The sequence below is a fragment of the Variovorax nivicola genome (genome assembly GCF_051216475.1).
GTDB lineage: Bacteria > Pseudomonadota > Gammaproteobacteria > Burkholderiales > Burkholderiaceae_C > Variovorax.
Window position 1 is genome coordinate 341,448 of sequence record NZ_JBPJZK010000005.1, and the last position, 17,270, is coordinate 358,717.

General features: G+C 66.5%; 15 protein-coding genes. 14 read left to right on the forward strand and 1 reads right to left on the reverse strand.

Annotated elements, in window-relative coordinates; all coding sequences use genetic code 11:
• Window positions 1-8: 8 nt before the first annotated feature.
• Complete coding sequence (locus ACSFBF_RS21880; RefSeq protein ID WP_435470617.1) at window positions 9-488, reverse strand: MarR family winged helix-turn-helix transcriptional regulator; 480 nt, start codon at window positions 486-488, stop codon at window positions 9-11.
• A gap of 144 nt (window positions 489-632) precedes the next feature.
• Here ACSFBF_RS21880 and ACSFBF_RS21885 point away from each other — a divergent pair, with 144 nt between their 5' ends.
• The 14 genes from ACSFBF_RS21885 to ACSFBF_RS21950 all read left to right on the forward strand — a co-directional run bounded on the left by ACSFBF_RS21885 (window position 633) and on the right by ACSFBF_RS21950 (window position 17,265).
• Entirely contained in the window at window positions 633-2,825 is a 2,193-nt protein-coding gene (locus ACSFBF_RS21885; protein ID WP_435458760.1) for a thiamine pyrophosphate-dependent enzyme, read from the forward strand.
• Window positions 2,826-2,829: 4 nt separating this feature from the next.
• Window positions 2,830-4,338 (forward strand): indolepyruvate oxidoreductase subunit beta family protein, encoded by a 1,509-nt coding sequence (locus ACSFBF_RS21890; protein WP_435470620.1) that lies wholly within the window; start codon window positions 2,830-2,832, stop codon window positions 4,336-4,338.
• 15 nt (window positions 4,339-4,353) lie between these two features.
• The gene (locus tag ACSFBF_RS21895; RefSeq protein ID WP_435470622.1) at window positions 4,354-5,346 is read left to right on the forward strand and encodes a PDR/VanB family oxidoreductase; all 993 of its coding nucleotides are present in this window, start codon (window positions 4,354-4,356) and stop codon (window positions 5,344-5,346) included.
• Between the two features lie 20 nt (window positions 5,347-5,366).
• The gene (locus tag ACSFBF_RS21900) at window positions 5,367-6,680 is read left to right on the forward strand and encodes an aromatic ring-hydroxylating dioxygenase subunit alpha (RefSeq protein WP_435470624.1); all 1,314 of its coding nucleotides are present in this window, start codon (window positions 5,367-5,369) and stop codon (window positions 6,678-6,680) included.
• A complete protein-coding gene (locus tag ACSFBF_RS21905) occupies window positions 6,680-7,171 on the forward strand; it encodes an aromatic-ring-hydroxylating dioxygenase subunit beta (RefSeq protein ID WP_435470626.1) in 492 nt (163 codons plus the stop codon). Before ACSFBF_RS21900 ends, ACSFBF_RS21905 begins: the two co-directional genes overlap by 1 nt.
• A gap of 7 nt (window positions 7,172-7,178) precedes the next feature.
• The gene (locus ACSFBF_RS21910) at window positions 7,179-8,816 is read left to right on the forward strand and encodes an AMP-binding protein (RefSeq protein WP_435470628.1); all 1,638 of its coding nucleotides are present in this window, start codon (window positions 7,179-7,181) and stop codon (window positions 8,814-8,816) included.
• Entirely contained in the window at window positions 8,813-9,988 is a 1,176-nt protein-coding gene (locus tag ACSFBF_RS21915) for a thiolase family protein (RefSeq protein ID WP_435470630.1), read from the forward strand. The genes ACSFBF_RS21910 and ACSFBF_RS21915 overlap by 4 nt, the downstream gene beginning before the upstream one ends.
• Window positions 9,985-11,238, forward strand: a complete 1,254-nt coding sequence (locus tag ACSFBF_RS21920) for an SDR family NAD(P)-dependent oxidoreductase (RefSeq protein ID WP_007831255.1) — start codon at window positions 9,985-9,987, stop codon at window positions 11,236-11,238. Before ACSFBF_RS21915 ends, ACSFBF_RS21920 begins: the two co-directional genes overlap by 4 nt.
• A 16-nt stretch (window positions 11,239-11,254) precedes the next feature.
• Window positions 11,255-12,067, forward strand: coding sequence for a cyclase family protein (locus tag ACSFBF_RS21925; protein ID WP_435470632.1), 813 nt, complete (start codon window positions 11,255-11,257; stop codon window positions 12,065-12,067).
• Complete coding sequence (locus ACSFBF_RS21930; RefSeq protein WP_435470634.1) at window positions 12,064-12,795, forward strand: SDR family oxidoreductase; 732 nt, start codon at window positions 12,064-12,066, stop codon at window positions 12,793-12,795. The genes ACSFBF_RS21925 and ACSFBF_RS21930 overlap by 4 nt, the downstream gene beginning before the upstream one ends.
• Window positions 12,796-12,843: 48 nt before the next feature.
• Complete coding sequence (locus ACSFBF_RS21935; protein ID WP_435470636.1) at window positions 12,844-14,010, forward strand: ABC transporter substrate-binding protein; 1,167 nt, start codon at window positions 12,844-12,846, stop codon at window positions 14,008-14,010.
• A gap of 294 nt (window positions 14,011-14,304) precedes the next feature.
• The gene (locus ACSFBF_RS21940) at window positions 14,305-15,450 is read left to right on the forward strand and encodes an ABC transporter substrate-binding protein (RefSeq protein WP_435470638.1); all 1,146 of its coding nucleotides are present in this window, start codon (window positions 14,305-14,307) and stop codon (window positions 15,448-15,450) included.
• 28 nt (window positions 15,451-15,478) lie between these two features.
• Complete coding sequence (locus ACSFBF_RS21945) at window positions 15,479-16,804, forward strand: aromatic ring-hydroxylating dioxygenase subunit alpha (protein ID WP_435470640.1); 1,326 nt, start codon at window positions 15,479-15,481, stop codon at window positions 16,802-16,804.
• Complete coding sequence (locus tag ACSFBF_RS21950) at window positions 16,801-17,265, forward strand: aromatic-ring-hydroxylating dioxygenase subunit beta (RefSeq protein ID WP_435470642.1); 465 nt, start codon at window positions 16,801-16,803, stop codon at window positions 17,263-17,265. Before ACSFBF_RS21945 ends, ACSFBF_RS21950 begins: the two co-directional genes overlap by 4 nt.
• The last annotated feature ends 5 nt before the right edge of the window (window positions 17,266-17,270 follow it).

The window sequence follows — 17,270 nt, forward strand, 5'->3', positions numbered from 1 at the left end:
AAGCAAGCTCAGTCTTCTTGCGGCTCCTCGACCGGCACATGCACGTGCAGGTCGATCATCTGCCGCAGCGTCTGCTTGAGCTCTTCGGCGCGTCGCAGCCCGAAGGGTTCGAGCACGCGCCGCTCGTGGTCGCGCGCCAGTTCCATCAGGTGCTCGACCGCCTTCAGCCCCTTGCGCGTGATGCGCACCAGCGTGATGCGGCGATCACTTTCGTGGGGCAGGCGTTCGACCTGTCCGCGCGATTCCATGCGGTCCAGCAGCCGCGTCACCGTGGGTTGCTTGGTCACCGTCACCTGTGCGAGCTGGCCGATGCTGATCGGTTCGCTGCCTGCGAGCGATGCCATCACGCGCCACTCCGATACGGAAAAACCCTGCTGACGCGCGACCTCGTGAAACTCAGAGGAGATCAGCTGGCTGGCCTGCGCCAGCAGCGCCGGCAGGTAGTCATCGACGAAGCGATGCGATTCGATGGGTTGTTCTTCAGCCATGAAGGCACCTCACAGTCGCCGCGGGCACGCTGTTTGCATGTCTAGGGTAATTCATGATTGTGGATACATTCATTTGTCAACATTATATGAACCGCGATGCAGCTCCCGAAGCGCATCGTCCCACGATAGACAACAAGGACCCAGATGGCCGAGCGTTCATTCGTTGAAGAAGTCAAGAAGCTGCGGCTTTCTGGTGGGGAAGTCTTTCGTGGGGAGGGCATTCTGGCGGTCACCAAGGCCTTGCTCGAATCGGGAGTTTCCTATGTGGCGGGCTACCAGGGTGCACCCATCTCGCACCTGATGGACGTGCTGGCCGACGCACAAGACATCCTCGCCGAGCAGGGCATCCGCTTCGAGAACAGCGCGAGCGAGGCCACTGCTGCCGCCACGCTGGCCGCTTCCGTCAACTACCCGCTGCGCGGCGCCGTCACCTTCAAGGCGACCGTGGGCACCAACGTCGCGTCCGACGCGCTGGCCAACCTGGCATCCGGCGGCGTCACTGGCGGCGCGCTCATCATCGTCGGCGAAGACTATGGCGAGGGCTCGTCGATCATGCAGGAGCGCAGCCATGCCTTCGCCATGAAGTCGCAGATCTGGCTGCTCGACCCTCGCCCCAATTTGCCCAGCATCGTCGATGCAGTGAAGCAGGGCTTCGATCTCTCCGAGGCCAGCAACACGCCGGTGATGCTGCAGCTGCGCATCCGCGCTTGCCACGTGCACGGCCACTTCATTGCAGGCGACAACCGCCGCCCGAAGTTCACGCTGAAAGACGCGCTCGAAAATCCGCAGCGCGACGTCAGCCGCATCGTGCTGCCGCCCGCGAGCTTCGTGCACGAGCAGGAGAAGGTGAAAGACCGCTGGCCCGCCGCCGTGCGCTTCATCGAGGAGCGCAAGCTCAACGAGTTCTTCTCCGAAGACGCCGACGACATCGGCATCATCGTGCAGGGCGGCAGCTACAACACGCTGCTGCGCGCCCTTGAGCGCCTGGGCCTGGCCGACGTCTACGGCAATACGCAGGTGCCGCTCTATGTGATGAACGTGGCCTATCCCGTCATCGAGAGCGAGGTGATCCGCTTCTGCGAAGGCAAGCGCGCGGTGATGGTCGTGGAAGAAGGGCAGCCCAACTTCGTCGAGCAGAACCTCGCGACCATCCTGCGACAGGCCGGCTCGACCACCGCGCTGCACGGCAAGGACATGCTGCCGGTGGCTGGCGAGTACACCGCCTCCGAACTGCTCAAGGGCGCACGCAGCTTCTGCGAGCGCTATGAACGCCTGGCGCCGCTGCCGGTACCCGCGCCGGTGCGCAAGGTGATCCCGTTGAAGGAAGTGGCCGCCATCGGTGTCGATGCTGCACCCGAACCCGCGCAGCCGTCGACGTCGCTGGGCGAAGTGGTCCACGCCCGCCCGCCGGGCTTCTGCACCGGCTGCCCCGAGCGCCCCATCTTCAGCGCCATGAAGCTGGTCGAGCGCGAACTCGGAGCGCACCACGTGAGCGCCGACATCGGCTGCCACCTGTTCTCCATCCTGCCGCCCTTCAACATCGGCAACACCACCATGGGCTACGGCCTGGGCGGCGCAGGTGCCGCGGCGCTCAATGCACCCGCCGGCAAGCGCGCGATCTCGATGATGGGCGACGGCGGCTTCTGGCACAACGGCCTCACCAGTGGTGTAGCGAACGCGGTCTTCAACAAGAGCGACAACCTCACCATCGTCGTCGACAACAACTACACCTCGGCCACGGGCGGGCAGGACATCCTGTCGTCGCACGCCGTCAACAAGACGCGCAGCACCGGCCACGAAATCGAGCGCGCCGTGCGCGGCGTGGGCGTCGAGTGGGTCAAGACGCTGCGCCGCACCTATGACGTGGCAGGCATGCGCGACGCGCTGAAAGACGCGCTCACCACGACGAAGAAGGGCCCGAAGGTCCTGATCGCCCAGTCGGAGTGCATGCTCAACAAGCAGCGCCGCGAGAAGCCGCTGGTGCGCAAGGCCATCGCCGATGGCAAGCGCATGGTGCGCGAGAAGTTCGGCGTCGATTCCGACACCTGCACCGGCGACCACTCCTGCATTCGCCTGTCGGGCTGCCCGTCGCTGTCGATCAAGCCCAACCCCGATCCGCTGCGCACCGACCCGGTCGCAACCGTGCTCGACAGCTGCGTGGGCTGCGGCGTGTGCGGCGAGGTCTCGCATGCAGCTGTGCTGTGCCCGTCGTTCTACAAGGCCCAGATCGTGAGCAACCCCAGTCGCTGGGATGTGTTGCGCGAACGCGTGCGCGCAGCCGTCATCGGCTGGCTGCAGCGCGGCGAGGCGCGCCGCCGTGAAGCCTATGCCTTCTGAAGCAATGACGAGCAACGCACAACCTATCAAGATTGCCATCCTCGCCATGGGCGGGGAGGGCGGCGGCGTGCTGGCCGACTGGATCGTCGACATGGGCGAGGCCAACGGCTACGTCGCCCAGACCACCTCGGTGCCGGGCGTGGCCCAGCGCACCGGCGCGACCATCTACTACGTCGAGCTGTATCCCTCGGCGCAGGCCGAAGCCGATGGCGGCCTGCCAGTGCTCGCGTTGATGCCGCTGCCGGGCGACGTCGACGTGGTGCTGGCGTCGGAGCTCATGGAGGCCGGGCGCGCCGTGCAGCGCGGCCTCGTCACGCGCGACCGCACCACGCTGATCGCATCCACGCACCGCGTGTTCTCCATCGCGGAGAAAAGCGCCTTGGGCGACGGCCGCGTCGACAGCGACCAGCTCCTCGCACACACCGCCAAGGCAGCCAAGCGCTTCATCCGCTTCGACATGGCGCAGGCAGCCGAAGCCTCGGGCAGCGTGATCAGCGCGGTGCTGTTCGGCACGCTGGCAGGTTCGGGCGTGCTGCCGTTCAGCCGCGCGCAGTTCGAGGCAACCATCGAGCGCGGCGGCGTGGGCGTGAAGCCCAGTCTCAAGGCTTTCGGCGCGGCGTTCGCTCGCGCGCAAGGCGGTGACGACGGTGAGCCTGCGAAAGAAGTGCCTATCGCTGCACCAGCACCCCAACCGCGCCACCCGGCCGTGCGGGCATTGGTCGAGCGGGTGCAACATGACTTCCCGGTGCAAGCGCAGGACTTCCTGCTCGAAGGTGTGCGCCGCCTCATCGACTACCAGGACCCGGCTTACGCCAGCCTGTACCTCAACCGCATGGCCGCCATCGCCGCGCTGCCAGGCAGCGACGACCATCGCCTGCTGCGCGAAACCGCGCGCCACCTCGCGCTCTGGATGTCCTACGAAGACACCGCCCGCGTCGCGGCCCTGAAGACCCGCGCCACCCGTTTCGAGCGCGTGCGCGGCGAGGCCCGCGTACAACCGGGCCAGGTGCTTGCCATCAACGAATACATGCACCCGCGCATGCAGGAAATCTGCGAGACGCTGCCCGGCGGCATCGGCCGCTGGCTCATGAACTCGACGATGCCCAAGAAGCTCGTCGAGCGCTTCACCCAACACGGCCGCGTGATCCAGACCAGCTCGCTGCGCGGCTACCTCATGCTGCGCATCGTGGCGGCATGCAAGCGCTGGCGCCTGTCGACGATGCGCTATGCCGAGGAAAACCGCCGCATCGAGGAATGGCTGCAGCGCATTGCCGCCACCGCGCAACGCAACCCCGAACTGGCCGTTGAACTTGCGCAGTGCCAACGCCTCGTCAAGGGCTACAGCGACACGCACGAGCGGGGCATCCGCAACTACGACACCGTGATGCGCGCGGTCGAACGCGCAGGCGCCGCACTGGCCCCGGCCACGCTGCGCGAACTGCGCGACGCGGCCCTGGCCGACGAACACGGCCACAAGCTGCAGGCCGCACTGGCGCAGCACGCACTGGCCTGAAGAGACGAGACGAAGATGACCGCACCCTCAGCCACCCTCTCACTGCGCGTCGTCGAGGCGCGGGCGTTGAATCCGCTGATCCGCATGCTGCGCCTGCGTGCCGAAGATGGCCGCGCGCTGCCTGGCTTCGCGGCCGGCGCGCACATCCGCGTGCAGGTGTCGCTGCCAGACGGCAAGACCGACTGGCGCCACTACTCGCTCGTCAACTTCGACACGGCGCGCAACGCCACCAATGCACCGGCGGAATACGTGATCGCCGTGCGCAAGGAAGCCGAAGGCCGGGGCGGCTCGCGCTTCATGCACGAGCAGCTGAAGGAGGGCGACACCCTCGCCATCGAGGCACCGAAGAACGACTTTCCGCTGCACACCGGACCCGGCGGCACCGTGCTGGTGGCCGGCGGCATCGGCGTGACACCGCTCGCCACCATGGCCGCCCGCCGCCGCGCCGAAGGTGCAGCCGTGCGCATGCACTACGCCGGCCGCAGCCGTGACCTGATGGCCTTCCTGCCCGAGCTACAGGCACTGCTCGGTGACGACCTGCGCGTGCATGCCGACGCCGAGGCCGGCGCGCCGCTCGACATCGACGCGCTGCTCGACAGCGTTCCCACCGGCGACCGCCTTTACGTCTGCGGCCCCAAGGTTATGCTCGACGCCGTGCTCGAGCGCACCCAGGCGCGCGGCTGGGACCACGACCGCGTGCACTTCGAACTCTTCACCGAGCCCGTCGCGGAAGAGGGCGACCAGCCCTTCGAGGTGGAGCTCGCCCAGTCGGGCCAGCGTTTCACCGTGCCGGCCGACCAGAGCATCCTCGACTGCCTCATCGAGAACGGCTGTGACCCGATGTTCGACTGCAAGCGCGGCGAATGCGGCGTATGCGCAGTGCCCGTGCTCGAAGGCGAGATCGATCACCGCGACTACGTGCTCACCGCCCGCGAGAAGGCGGAAGGCAACGTCATGCAGATCTGCATCTCGCGCGTCAAGGGCGCGCGCCTGGTGCTGGACATCTGAAGCCAGGAGCCACTAGAACCATGACCTCGTACCGAGACAACCCCGATGCCATTCGCGCGCTGGTGCAGGATGATCGCGTGCACCGCGACCTGTACACCAGCCAGGAACTGTTCGAGCTGGAGCAGGAGCACTTCTTTGCCAACACCTGGAACTACGTCGGCCATGAAAGCCAACTGCCGAAACCCGGCGACTGGATCAGCAACGAGATCGCGGGCCGCCCGCTGATCATCGTGCGCCACTCCGATGGCAGCGTGCGCGCGATGATGAATCGCTGCGCCCACAAAGGCTCGCGGCTCGTGAACGGGCCCTGCGGCAACACCGGCAAGTTCTTCCGCTGCCCATACCACGCCTGGACATTCAAGACAGACGGCGCACCGCTCGCGATTCCGCTGAAGACGGGCTACGAGCACACGCAACTGCACGAGTGCGAGTCGGGCAAGGGCCTCACCACCGTGAAGCACGTGCGCAGCCACCGCGGTTTCATCTTCGTGAAGATCAACGACGCGGGCCCCGGCTTCGACGAATACTTCGGCGACTCGCTGAGCTCCATCGACAACATGGCCGACCGCTCGCCCGAAGGCGAGCTCGAAATCGCGGGCGGCTGCCTGCGCTTCATGCACCAGTGCAACTGGAAGATGTTCGTCGAGAACCTCAACGACACCATGCATCCCATGGTGGCGCACGAGTCCTCGGCCGGCACCGCCAAGCGCATGTGGGCCGACAAGCCCGAAGACGAGCCCAAGCCCATGGCGGTAGAGCAGTTCGCCCCCTTCATGTCCGACTACAAGTTCTTCGAGGACATGGGCATCCGCACCTACGACAACGGCCACAGCTTCACGGGTGTGCACTTCAGCATCCACAGCAAGTACAAGGCGATCCCTGCGTACGACGACGCCATGAAGGCGCGCTACGGCGAGGAGAAGACGGCGCAGATCCTCGGCATGGCGCGGCACAACACCGTGTACTACCCGAACCTCACGATCAAGGGCGCGATCCAGGCGATCCGCGTGGTCAAGCCGATCTCGGCCGACAAGACGCTGATCGAGAGCTGGACCTTCCGCCTCAAGGGCGCGCCGCCCGAACTGCTGCAGCGCACCACCATGTACAACCGGCTCATCAATTCGCCGTTCTCGGTGGTCGGGCATGACGACCTGCAGGCCTATCGCGGCATGCAGGCCGGCCTGCACGCGAGCGGCAACGAGTGGGTCAGCCTGCACCGCGACTACGACCCTTCGGAGCTGAAGGGCGGCGAGATCACCACGGGCGGCACCAACGAACTGCCCATGCGCAACCAGTACCGCAGCTGGGTCCAGCGCATGACGGAGACGATGTGATGGCCGGCACCACAGAAGTCACCCGCCAGGACCTGATCGACTTCGTCGTGAACGAAGCGCACCTGCTCGACACGCGCCGCTACGAAGAATGGAACGCGCTCTTTACCGATGACGCCTTCTACTGGGTGCCGCTCGTGCCTGACCAGGAAGACGGCCTCAACCACACCTCGCACCTCTACGAAGACAAGCTGCTGCGCGACCTGCGCATCGAGCGCCTCAAGAGTCCGCGCGCTTTCTCTCAGCAGCCGCCGAGCCGCTGCCACCACCTGTTGCAAGTGCCGGTGGTCGAGCAGTTCGATGCCGAGGCCAATCGCTACGTGGTGCGCACCGGGTTCCACTACACCGAATCGCAGGGCGACGAGCTGCAGTTCTACGTCGGCACCTTCTTCCACCACCTCACGGTGCAGGACGGCGCGCTGCGCATGACGCTCAAGCGCGTCAACTTGCTCAACTGCGACGCGGCCCTGCCGGCCGTGCAGCTCTTCATCTAGGGACGCGATGCAAGACTCCACCGCTCTCGCCACCGTCCACGACGTTTTTGCGGCTACCGCGGCGCGCACGCCGCAAGCCGAATTCCTGTTCACCGAATCGGTGACTGCGGCCGCCTATGGCATCGAAGCAGGCGCCATCCGCTGGGGCCAGGCAGCGGAGCAGATCGAACGCCTGCGCGCGGCCTACGCGCAAGCCGGCTACGGGCACGGTCATCGCGTCGGCCTGCTGCTGGAGAACCGGCCTGCCTTCATCTTCCACTGGCTCGCGCTAAATGCGCTGGGCGTAAGCGTGGTGCCGATCAACGCCGAGATGCGCTCGGCCGAGCTGGTCTACCTGATTGGCCACAGCGAGATCGGCCTGGCTGTGACGCTGCCGGCGCGCGCGGCTGACCTGCGTGCCGCGGCAGCGCAGGCAGGCGTGGCGTTCGAGACGATGGGGCCTGAAGACGCGGTGCCGCCAGCGAAGACCGCCGCACCGCGCGCCCATGAACCCGTGGGCGCCGACACCGAATGCGGCTTGCTCTACACCTCGGGCACCACGGGCCGGCCAAAGGGCTGCATCCTGAGCAATGCCTACTTCCTGCGTGCGGGTGAGTGGTACGCGGCGCTCGACGGCGTGTGCAGCATCCGTCCCGATGCTGAGCGCGTCATCACGCCGCTGCCGCTCAACCACATGAACGCGATGGCCTTCTCCACCATGGTGGTGCTGGTCGCGGGCGGCTGCCTGGTGCAGCTCGATCGCTTCCATCCGAAGACGTGGCTGGCGAGTGCAAAGGAGAGCGGCGCGACCATCGTTCACTACCTGGGCGTGATGCCGGCCATGCTGCTGTCCGCGCCCGCATCGGCGGCCGACTGCGACCACGTTATTCGCTGGGGCTTCGGCGCCGGCGTGGACCGCAAGAACCATTCGCCCTTCGAGGAGCGCTTCGGCTTCCCGCTGGTTGAGGCCTGGGCCATGACCGAGACCGGCGCAGCCGCCTGCATCATGGCCAACCGCGAGCCGCGCCTTGTGGGCACCAGCTGCTTCGGACGGCAGGAAAACTTCGTAGAGATTCGCCTCATGGGCGAAGATGGAAGCGACGTCGGCGTCGATGCACCGGGCGAGCTGCTGGTGCGTTCGGCCGGCGATGACCCGAAGCGCTATTTCTTCTCCGGCTACCTGAAGGACGAGGAGGCCACGCGCGAAGCCTGGGCCGACGGCTGGTTCCACACCGGCGACCTGGTGCGCCGCGATGCAGAGGGCAACTTCTTCTTCGTCGATCGCAAGAAGAACGTGATCCGCCGCAGCGGCGAGAACATTTCCGCCGTCGAGGTCGAGAGCGTGCTCAACCAGCACCCGGCGGTAAAGACTTCGGCCGTGGCCGCCACGCCCGATGCGGTGCGCGGCGACGAAGTGCTGGCCTGCATCGTGATGCGCGAGGGCGTCGATGTCTCGCAGCGCGCGCAGGTCGCCGCCAGCATCGTCGAACACGCATTGGCCCAGCTGGCGTACTACAAGGCGCCCGGCTACGTGGCCTTCGTCGATGCGCTGCCGCTCACGCCTTCGCAGAAGATCCAGCGCGGTCAACTGCGCGAAATGGCGCAGTCGCTGCCCGGCCAGGGCCATTGCGTCGACACACGCGCCATGAAGAAGAGGCAGGCATGACGATTAAACGACGGCTCTCTTACGAAGGCGTCGCGGTCGCGGTGCCTGTCACCGTGCCCTACGTGCGTTATTCCACGCGCACGGCGCACTGGTTCATCGGCCAAGCCATCGAGGCGCTGGTCGAGGCCAGTGGGGTGGCCAAGGAGCAGATCGATGGCCTGTGCCTCAGCAGTTTCTCGCTCGCGCCCGACACGGCCGTTGGCGTCACACAGCACCTGGGCCTGTCGCCGCGCTGGCTCGACCATGTGCCCACCGGCGGTGCCTCGGGCGTGATGTGTCTGCGCCGCGCCGCGCGGGCCGTGCAGGCGGGCGATGCCGACATCGTGGCCTGCGTGGGGGCCGACACCAACCACGTGGATTCCTTCCGCCAGACGCTCGGCAGCTTCAGCAACTTCGCGCGCGATGCAAGCTACCCCTACGGCTCGGGCGGCCCGAACTCGATCTTCGCGTTCATCACCGCCAACTACATGCGCACCTACGGAGCGAAGCGCGAAGACTTCGGCCGCATCTGCGTGGACCAGCGCACCAACGCGCTGGGCAACCCGAACGCGATGTTCAAGAAGGGCCTGACGCTCGATGAGTACATGGCCGCGCGCCCCATCTCCGACCCCATTCACCTGTTCGACTGCGTGATGCCATGCGCGGGCGCCGATGCCTTCCTCGTGATGAGCGAGGAGCGTGCACGCGACCTGGGCCTGGCGCATGTGGTGATCCGCGGCGCCATCGAACGCCACAACGCCTACGCCGAAGACCCCGTGATGGTGCAGGGCGGATGGCGTAAGGACCGCGACGATCTGTACGCGCAGGCCGGCATCCAGCCCGCCGAACTCGACTTCGTGCAGACCTACGACGACTACCCCGTCATCGTGATGATGCAATTCGAAGACCTGGGCTTCTGCGAGAAGGGCGAAGGCCCGGCCTTTGTGCAGGCCAACACCATGACCTTCGACGGCAGCTTTCCGAACAATACGAGTGGCGGGCAGCTCTCGGCCGGACAGGCGGGTGCGGCGGGTGGCTTCCTCGGCATGGTCGAGGCGATCCGCCAACTGACCGATCAGGCCGGCCCACGCACCGTGCCCGACGCACAACTGGGCCTGGTCGCCGGCTTCGGCATGGTGACCTACGACCGCTGCCTGTGCACAGGCGCCGTCATCCTCGGGAGACCCGCATGACGATGCCCCTGATGCGCCCCCCGCGCAAGAACCCGGTGCTGCGCACCCGGCAGATGAACCTGCCGCCCGGCGCGCGTGGCCGCGTGGCGCTCGGCCTCACGGCTGCTGCCGCTGAAGGCCGTTTCGAACTGCAGACCTGTGAAGACTGCGGCACGGTGCAGTACCCGCCGCGCGAGGTCTGCCACAAGTGCCTCTCGGCGGCCCTGCGCTGGCGCCAGCAGAGCGGCGAGGGCGAACTGCTCGGCAGCACCACGCTGCATCACAGCAACGACCTGTTCTTCCGCGAGCGGCTGCCATGGCGGCTGGGCCTGGTGCACCTCGATGCCGGGCCAACGCTCATGGTCCACCTGCATGGCGAGGTTGGCGATGCTCCGCAGCGCGTGCGTGTCGGCGCCCGGCTCGACCGTGCGGGGCAGGCCGTTCTCATTGGTTTTCCGAATGAAGGGAGTGCCCACATGGCCGACGACAAGATGCTTCGCGAAATGACCAGCGACCCGAAGTTCCGCAAGGCGCTGGTGACCGACGGCAAGACCGAGACCGGCCAGGCCATCGTGCGCGCACTGGTGAAAGCTGGCGCCGACATCGTCTGGGTCGGCCATGCCGAGCCCTGGAAGAAGATGGGCGATGGGCTCGACGACATCTCGGCGCTACCGCAGGTCACGCTCGTGCCGCTGGACTTGACCAACGGCCGCCAGGTGACCGAGCTTGCGGGCTCCATCGGCGGCAAGGTCGACATCGTGATCAACAACGCCGAGGTGCACCGCACCTTCGGCATCGGCGCGCGGCGCGGCACCGACGTGGCCAAGGCCGAGATGGACATCAACTACTTCGGCCTGCTGCGACTGGCGCAAGAGTTCGGCCCCGCGCTCAAGGGCCGCTCGGCCGATGGCGCGACGGGCGCGACCGCATGGGTCAACCTGCTGTCGATCTACGCGCTGAGCAACTTCCCGCCGCACGGCACCTTCAGCGCATCGAAGGCGGCCGCGCATTCGCTCGCGCAGTGCCTGCGTGCCGAGATGCGGCCGGCCGGCATCCGCGTGATCAACGTGTTCCCGGGGCCCATCGACGACGAATGGAACCAGCACACGCCACCGCCCAAGCTCGCACCCACCGCGCTAGCCAATGCCATCGTGAAGGCGCTGCGCGACGGCGTGGAAGACGTCTACCCCGGCGACGTGGCGCAGGAGTGGCTGGAGCGCTGGCGCGACAACCCCAAGGTGCTCGAGCGCGAGTTGGCCGCAGGCGGCTGAGAACAGGAGCCACACGATGACGACAACCACCGAACTGATGTCCGCCGCCGAAATCCTCAGCGGCCTCGTGACCGCAATGGCCAGTGGCCGCATCCGCGTGATCGACCTCACGCAGACGCTCACGCCCGAGTTCCCGCAGATCGCGCTGCCGCCAGAGATGGGCCAGTGCTGGCCCTTCCGTATCGAGGAAGTGTCGAAGTACGACGAGCGCGGCCCGGGCTGGTACTGGAACAATTTTTCCTGCGGCGAGCACACCGGCACGCACTTCGACGCGCCGATCCACTGGATCTCCGGCCGCGACCTGCCGAACAACTCGGTCGACACCATTCCCGTGCAGCACTTCGTAGCGCCGGCCTGCGTGATCGATTGCTCTCCGCAGGTGAAGGACGACCCCGACTACCTGCTGACCCTCGAGGACATCGAGGCCTACGAGGCAGCGCATGGCCGCATCCCCAAGGGCGCGTGGGTGCTGATGCGCACCGACTGGTCGAAGCGCACCGACCCGGAGGCCTACCAGAACTTCGATGAAACGGGCCAGCACACGCCGGGCCCGAGCACCGCGGCCGTTCGCTTCCTGGTCGAGCAACGCGACGTGCTGGGCTTCGGCTCCGAAGCCATCGGCACCGACGCGGGGCAGGGCTATCACCTGCGGCCGCCGTACCCGTGCCACTACTACATGCACGGCGCGGGCCGCTACGGGCTGCAGTGCCTGAGCAATCTCGACCTGCTGCCACCGGCCGGCGCGGTGCTGATCTGCCCGCCGCTGAAGATCGAGAAGGGCAGCGGCAGCCCGCTGCGTGTGCTCGCGTTGGTAGGAGCTTCGGCATGAACACGGCGCCCAAGATCGCGGCCGTCACCGGCGGCAGCGCCGGCATCGGCAAGGCGATCTGCGAAGACCTGCTCGCGCAGGGCTACGAGGTGGTGTCGCTCGCGCGCCGCAAGGCCGAGATCGATCACCCGAAGCTGCACAGCATCGAGGTCGACCTGAGCGACCGCGCAGCTACCGGCGAGGCAGTGCGCGAGCTGGTCGAACGCTTTGCGCCGACCACCATCGTCCACAACGCAGGCGTCATCCGCGCCGCGCTGCTGCCCGAAGTGAAGCTCGACGACCTCGACGCGCTGGTCGACCTGCACCTGGGCTGTGCGATACAGCTCGTGCAAGGTGCGTTGCCCGCGATGCGTGCACAGCGCTTCGGCCGCGTGGTGCTGCTGTCGTCACGCGCCGCGCTGGGCCTGGCCACGCGCACCAGCTACTCGGCCACCAAGGCCGGCATGCTGGGCATGGCGCGCACCTGGGCGCTGGAGTTGGCGGCCGACGGCATCACGGTGAACGTGGTGGCCCCGGGGCCGATCCGTACCGACATGTTCTACGACGTGGTCGAGGCCGGCAGCGAGAAGGAACGCGCGCTCGCAGCCTCGGTGCCGGTCAAGCGCCTTGGCGAATCGGCCGATGTGGCACGCGCCGTGCGTTTCTTCGCCGATGCCGACAACAGCTTCGTCACGGGCCAGGTGCTGTATGTGTGCGGCGGCACCAGCGTCGGAAGTCTCGCCCTCTGAGTTTTTGCTTTCCTCACGTTCATCCAAAACCACCTCTGGAGTCTCGCCATGAAAGTCCTGAACCGAATTCGCACACTCGCGGCCATTGCCGCGGGCCTCGGCGCGCTGAGCGCCGCGAGCGCGTGGGCCGCCGATCTCAAGGTCGGCTTCATCACCTCGATGTCGGGGCCGGTGTCGTCGCTCGGCATTCCGTACGACAAGGGCATGAAGGCTGCAGTGGCCTACAAGTCGGAGGTCGCAGGCCGTAAGGTCCAGGTGATCCAGCTCGACGATGCGTCCGACCCGTCCACGGCGGCGCGCAACGCGCGCAAGCTGATCGAGGAAGACAAGGTCGACGTCATCATCGGCACGGCCGGTGCACCGGGCTCGCTGGCCATTGCCGGCGTGGCGCGTGAAACCAAGACCCCGCTGATCTCCATCGCCAATGCCGACCTGGCCGGCGAGGAGGGCGCATGGATGGTGACGCTGCCGCAGCCTGCGCCATTGATGATGGGCGCGATGGTCGAGAAGATGAAGCAGGCCGGCGTGAAGACGGTGGCCTACATCGGCTACTCCGACGCCTGGGGCGACCTGGTGTACGACGCGCTCATGAAGTCGGCGCCCGGGGCGGGCATCAAGGTGGTGTCGAACGAGCGCTATGCGCGCAGCGATTCGTCGGTGGCCGGCCAGGTGCTGAAGATCGTGGCGCTGCGCCCCGACGCGGTGATCACCGGCGCCTCAGGCACGCCAGGTGCGTTGCCGTACCTGGCACTGACCGAGCGCGGCTACAAGGGAAAGATCTACGGCATGCATTCGCTGATCAACCCCGACTTCATCCGCGTCGGCGGCCCGTCGGTCGAAGGCCTGTTGGCGCCCACGGGCCCGGTGGTGGTGGCTGAACAGTTGCCCGACAACAACCCGATGAAGAAGATCGCGATGGACTTCCGCGCCGCCTATCAGAAGGCCAACGGCGCGGCGCCCACCGACACCTTCTCGGCCTACAGCTTCGATGCGTGGCTGATCTACCTCGACGCTGCGCAGCGCGCGTTGGCCAGCAAGGCTGAACCGGGTACGCCGCAATTCCGGCTGGCTCTGCGTGATGCCATCGTCAGTACCAAGGAGCTGGTTGGTACGCACTCGGTCTACAACTTCAAGCCTACCGATCGCTATGGTTCTGACGACCGCTCGCGTGTTGTCGTGAAGCTCGAGAAGGGGCAATGGAAGCTGGTGCCCTGAGATGACATCCGGCTCTTCAGGGTGCGCTCACGCCGACGGGGTACCTTGCTCCGCGAATGTCCCCCGGCCTGCGGCCTCCTCCTTTATTTCGCTGCGCAAGGCACCCCATCGGCGTGATCGTTCAGCGCAGTGGTTGATCGGCCCGCATAAGCGCAGCGTCCATGTGCGAATGGCACCGGGTGCTCCCCGCAGCGAAATAAAGGAGGAGCCGAAGGCGGGGGACATTCGCGGAGGGGAGTACCCGGTGTCATTCGCACGCACCCCGAACGCCAAGTCCCAGTTTTGGAAACCGAAATGAAGAACAAATTCACCCACATCCTCAGCGCCACGGTACTTGCCCTGGCGGCTTCACAGACCCTGGCGGCCGACCTGAAGATCGGCTTCATCAGCTCGCTCTCGGGTCCAGTGGCCGCACTCGGCATTCCGTACGAAAAGGGTATCCGCGCCGCCATTGCCGAGCACCCGGAGATTGCTGGACGCAAGGTCCAGCTGATCGTGCTCGACGACGCGTCAGACCCCACCACCGCCGGCCGCAACGCACGCAAGCTGGTGACCGAGGACAAGGTCGACGTGCTCATCGGAACGTCGGGTGTTCCCGGCGCCATGGCCATCGCCGCAGTGGCCAAGGAACTGAACACGCCGCTGATCTCGCCCACGCCGGTCACCATCGCCGGCCCCGAGGGCGCGTGGACGGTGACGGTATCGCAACCGTTCCCGCTCATGGTCGCTGGGGTGGTCGAGCGCATGAAGAAGTCGGGCGTGAAGACGGTGGCCTTCATCGGTTTTTCCGACGCGCTGGGCGATCTGGCCTACGACTCGCTGGTGAAGAGCGCCGACGCCGCCGGCATCAAGGTGGTGGCGAACGAACGCTATGCGCGCAGCGATTCTTCTGTGGCCGGGCAGGTGCTGAAGATCGTCGCGTCGCGGCCTGATGCTGTGTTCGCGGGCAACTCGGGCACGCCCGGTGCGCTGCCTTACATCGCGCTGGCTGAGCGTGGCTACAAGGGCAAGATCTACGGCACGCACGGCCTCATCAACGCCGACTTCGTGCGCGTGGGTGGCGCTTCCATCGAAGGCCTGCAGGTGCCCAGCGGCCCGGTGCTGGTGGCCGACCAACTGCCCGACAGCAACCCGATCAAGAAGGTGTCGATGGGCTTTCGCAACGCCTACCAGAAGGTCAACGGTGTGGTGCCGACCGATGCGTTCTCGTCGTACACCTACGACGCCTACCTGCTGCTGGCCGATGCGGCATCGCGCACCAAGGGCGAGCCGGGCACGCCACAGTACCGCACGGCGCTGCGCGACGCCATCGTGGCTACCCGCGAGCTGGTGGGAACGCACGGCATCTACACCTTCAAGCCCGACGACCGCTATGGCTCCGACCAGCGCGGCGTGGTCATCGTGCAGATGACCAAGGGCCAGTGGAAGCTGGTTCCGTAGTCTTCGCCGAACTACCGAGCACACCGCCATGACCATCTATCGCAATCGCCCCGATCTTGTCGCGGCGCTGGTGCAGGACGACCGGGTGCACCGCGACCTGTACCTCAACGAAGAGCTTTTCGCGCTGGAACAGGAGAACCTGTTCGCCAACACATGGGTCTTTCTTGGCCATGCGAGCCAGGTGCCCGAGGCCGGCGACTTCGTCACGCAGGACATCGCGGGGCGGCCGCTGCTGATGGTGCGCCAGCCCGATGGCGATGTGCACGTGCTCTACAACCGCTGCGCCCACAAGGGCACGCAACTGGTGACGGACGAGAGCGGCAACACCGGTCGTTTCTTCCGCTGCCCGTATCACGCGTGGACCTACAAGCTCGACGGCGCGCCGCTCGGGCTGCCGCTGAAGAACGGCTACGAGGGCACTCAACTCAAGGCCTGCGAGTCGGGGCAGGGGCTCTCTGTGGTGAAGAACGTGAAGGTGTATCGCGACTTCGTGTTCGTGCGACTTTCCGACAGCGGGCCTTCGTTCGAGGATTACTTCGGCGAGGTGCTGGGCGCCATCGACAACATGGTCGACCGCTCGCCCGAGGGCAAGCTGACCGTGGGCGGCGGCGTGCTGCGCAACATCGTCCACTGCAACTGGAAGATGTATCTGGAGAACATCAACGACACGGTGCACCCGATGTCGACGCACGAGTCGGCCACCAAGGCGGCCGAGGCGCTGTGGGAAGGCCATGCGCCCACAGACCCCAAGCCGATGGCGATGGAGCAGATATTGCCTTTCGGCTCGGGCTACGAATTCTTCGACAAGATGGGCGGGCGAGTGTTCGCCAACGGGCACAGCGTGCTGGGGGTGAACTTCAGCATCCACTCCAACTACGCGCAGTTGCCCGAGTACGAGGCCGCGATGAGTGCGGCGCACGGCGAGGCGCGTGCCACCGAAATATTGCAGCGCTCGCCGCAGAACTCGGTCTTCTACCCGAGCCTGTCGGTCAAGGGCTCGCCGCAGGCCATTCGCGTGATCCGCCCTCTGGCGGCCAATCGCACGCTGATCGAGGCCTGGAGCTTCCGCGCGGCGGGTGCTCCCGCGCTGCTGTTCGAGCGCGCCATGAGCTACAACCGCCTCGTGTTCTCGCCGATGTCGGTGGTCGCGCACGACGACGTGCACCTGTTCGAGAGCATCCAGCAGGGTCTGCGCGCCGGCGGCAACGAGTGGGTGAGCCTGCACCGCAACTACGACCCGGCCGAGACGCAGCAAGCCACGGTCACCACCAACGGCACCAACGAACTGCTGATGCGCAACCAGTTCCGCGCCTGGGCGAAGTCCATGGCGGCGGGCATGGAGGCTGCGGCATGACGGACCCGCGCGATTTCGTCGCCCACGAGGCGGCGCTGCTCGACGAGCGGCGCTTCGACGACTGGCTGGCCCTGTTCGCCGAAGACGGCCACTACTGGGTGCCGCTGCTCGGTGCGGCGCAGGCCGATCCGCTCTCGCACAACTCGCTGGCCTATGAAGACAGGCTGCTGCTGCAGTTGCGCGTCGACCGCCTCAAGAACCCGCGTGCGCATTCGCAGCATCCCGCCAGCCACAGCCAGCATGTGCTGCAGCCCTCGCGCATCGAGCGCGAGGAGGGCGACGAAGCATGGCTGCGCACGCCGTTCCTCTACGTCGAGGCGCGTGGCGAAGACCAGATCCTGCTGAGCGGCACCGCCCGCCATCACCTTGTTCGCACTCCCACCGGCTGGTCGATCCGCGAGAAGCGCATCGACCTGCTCAACGCCCCGCGCGCGTTGCCGGCCATCCAGTTGTTCATCTGAGTTAC

Coding starts and splice junctions, on each gene's coding strand:
- ACSFBF_RS21880 (WP_435470617.1), bottom strand. CDS start 488: ATGGCTGAAGAACAACCCATCGAATCGCATCGCTTCGTCGATGACTAC.
- ACSFBF_RS21885 (WP_435458760.1), top strand. CDS start 633: ATGGCCGAGCGTTCATTCGTTGAAGAAGTCAAGAAGCTGCGGCTTTCT.
- ACSFBF_RS21890 (WP_435470620.1), top strand. CDS start 2,830: ATGACGAGCAACGCACAACCTATCAAGATTGCCATCCTCGCCATGGGC.
- ACSFBF_RS21895 (WP_435470622.1), top strand. CDS start 4,354: ATGACCGCACCCTCAGCCACCCTCTCACTGCGCGTCGTCGAGGCGCGG.
- ACSFBF_RS21900 (WP_435470624.1), top strand. CDS start 5,367: ATGACCTCGTACCGAGACAACCCCGATGCCATTCGCGCGCTGGTGCAG.
- ACSFBF_RS21905 (WP_435470626.1), top strand. CDS start 6,680: ATGGCCGGCACCACAGAAGTCACCCGCCAGGACCTGATCGACTTCGTC.
- ACSFBF_RS21910 (WP_435470628.1), top strand. CDS start 7,179: ATGCAAGACTCCACCGCTCTCGCCACCGTCCACGACGTTTTTGCGGCT.
- ACSFBF_RS21915 (WP_435470630.1), top strand. CDS start 8,813: ATGACGATTAAACGACGGCTCTCTTACGAAGGCGTCGCGGTCGCGGTG.
- ACSFBF_RS21920 (WP_007831255.1), top strand. CDS start 9,985: ATGACGATGCCCCTGATGCGCCCCCCGCGCAAGAACCCGGTGCTGCGC.
- ACSFBF_RS21925 (WP_435470632.1), top strand. CDS start 11,255: ATGACGACAACCACCGAACTGATGTCCGCCGCCGAAATCCTCAGCGGC.
- ACSFBF_RS21930 (WP_435470634.1), top strand. CDS start 12,064: ATGAACACGGCGCCCAAGATCGCGGCCGTCACCGGCGGCAGCGCCGGC.
- ACSFBF_RS21935 (WP_435470636.1), top strand. CDS start 12,844: ATGAAAGTCCTGAACCGAATTCGCACACTCGCGGCCATTGCCGCGGGC.
- ACSFBF_RS21940 (WP_435470638.1), top strand. CDS start 14,305: ATGAAGAACAAATTCACCCACATCCTCAGCGCCACGGTACTTGCCCTG.
- ACSFBF_RS21945 (WP_435470640.1), top strand. CDS start 15,479: ATGACCATCTATCGCAATCGCCCCGATCTTGTCGCGGCGCTGGTGCAG.
- ACSFBF_RS21950 (WP_435470642.1), top strand. CDS start 16,801: ATGACGGACCCGCGCGATTTCGTCGCCCACGAGGCGGCGCTGCTCGAC.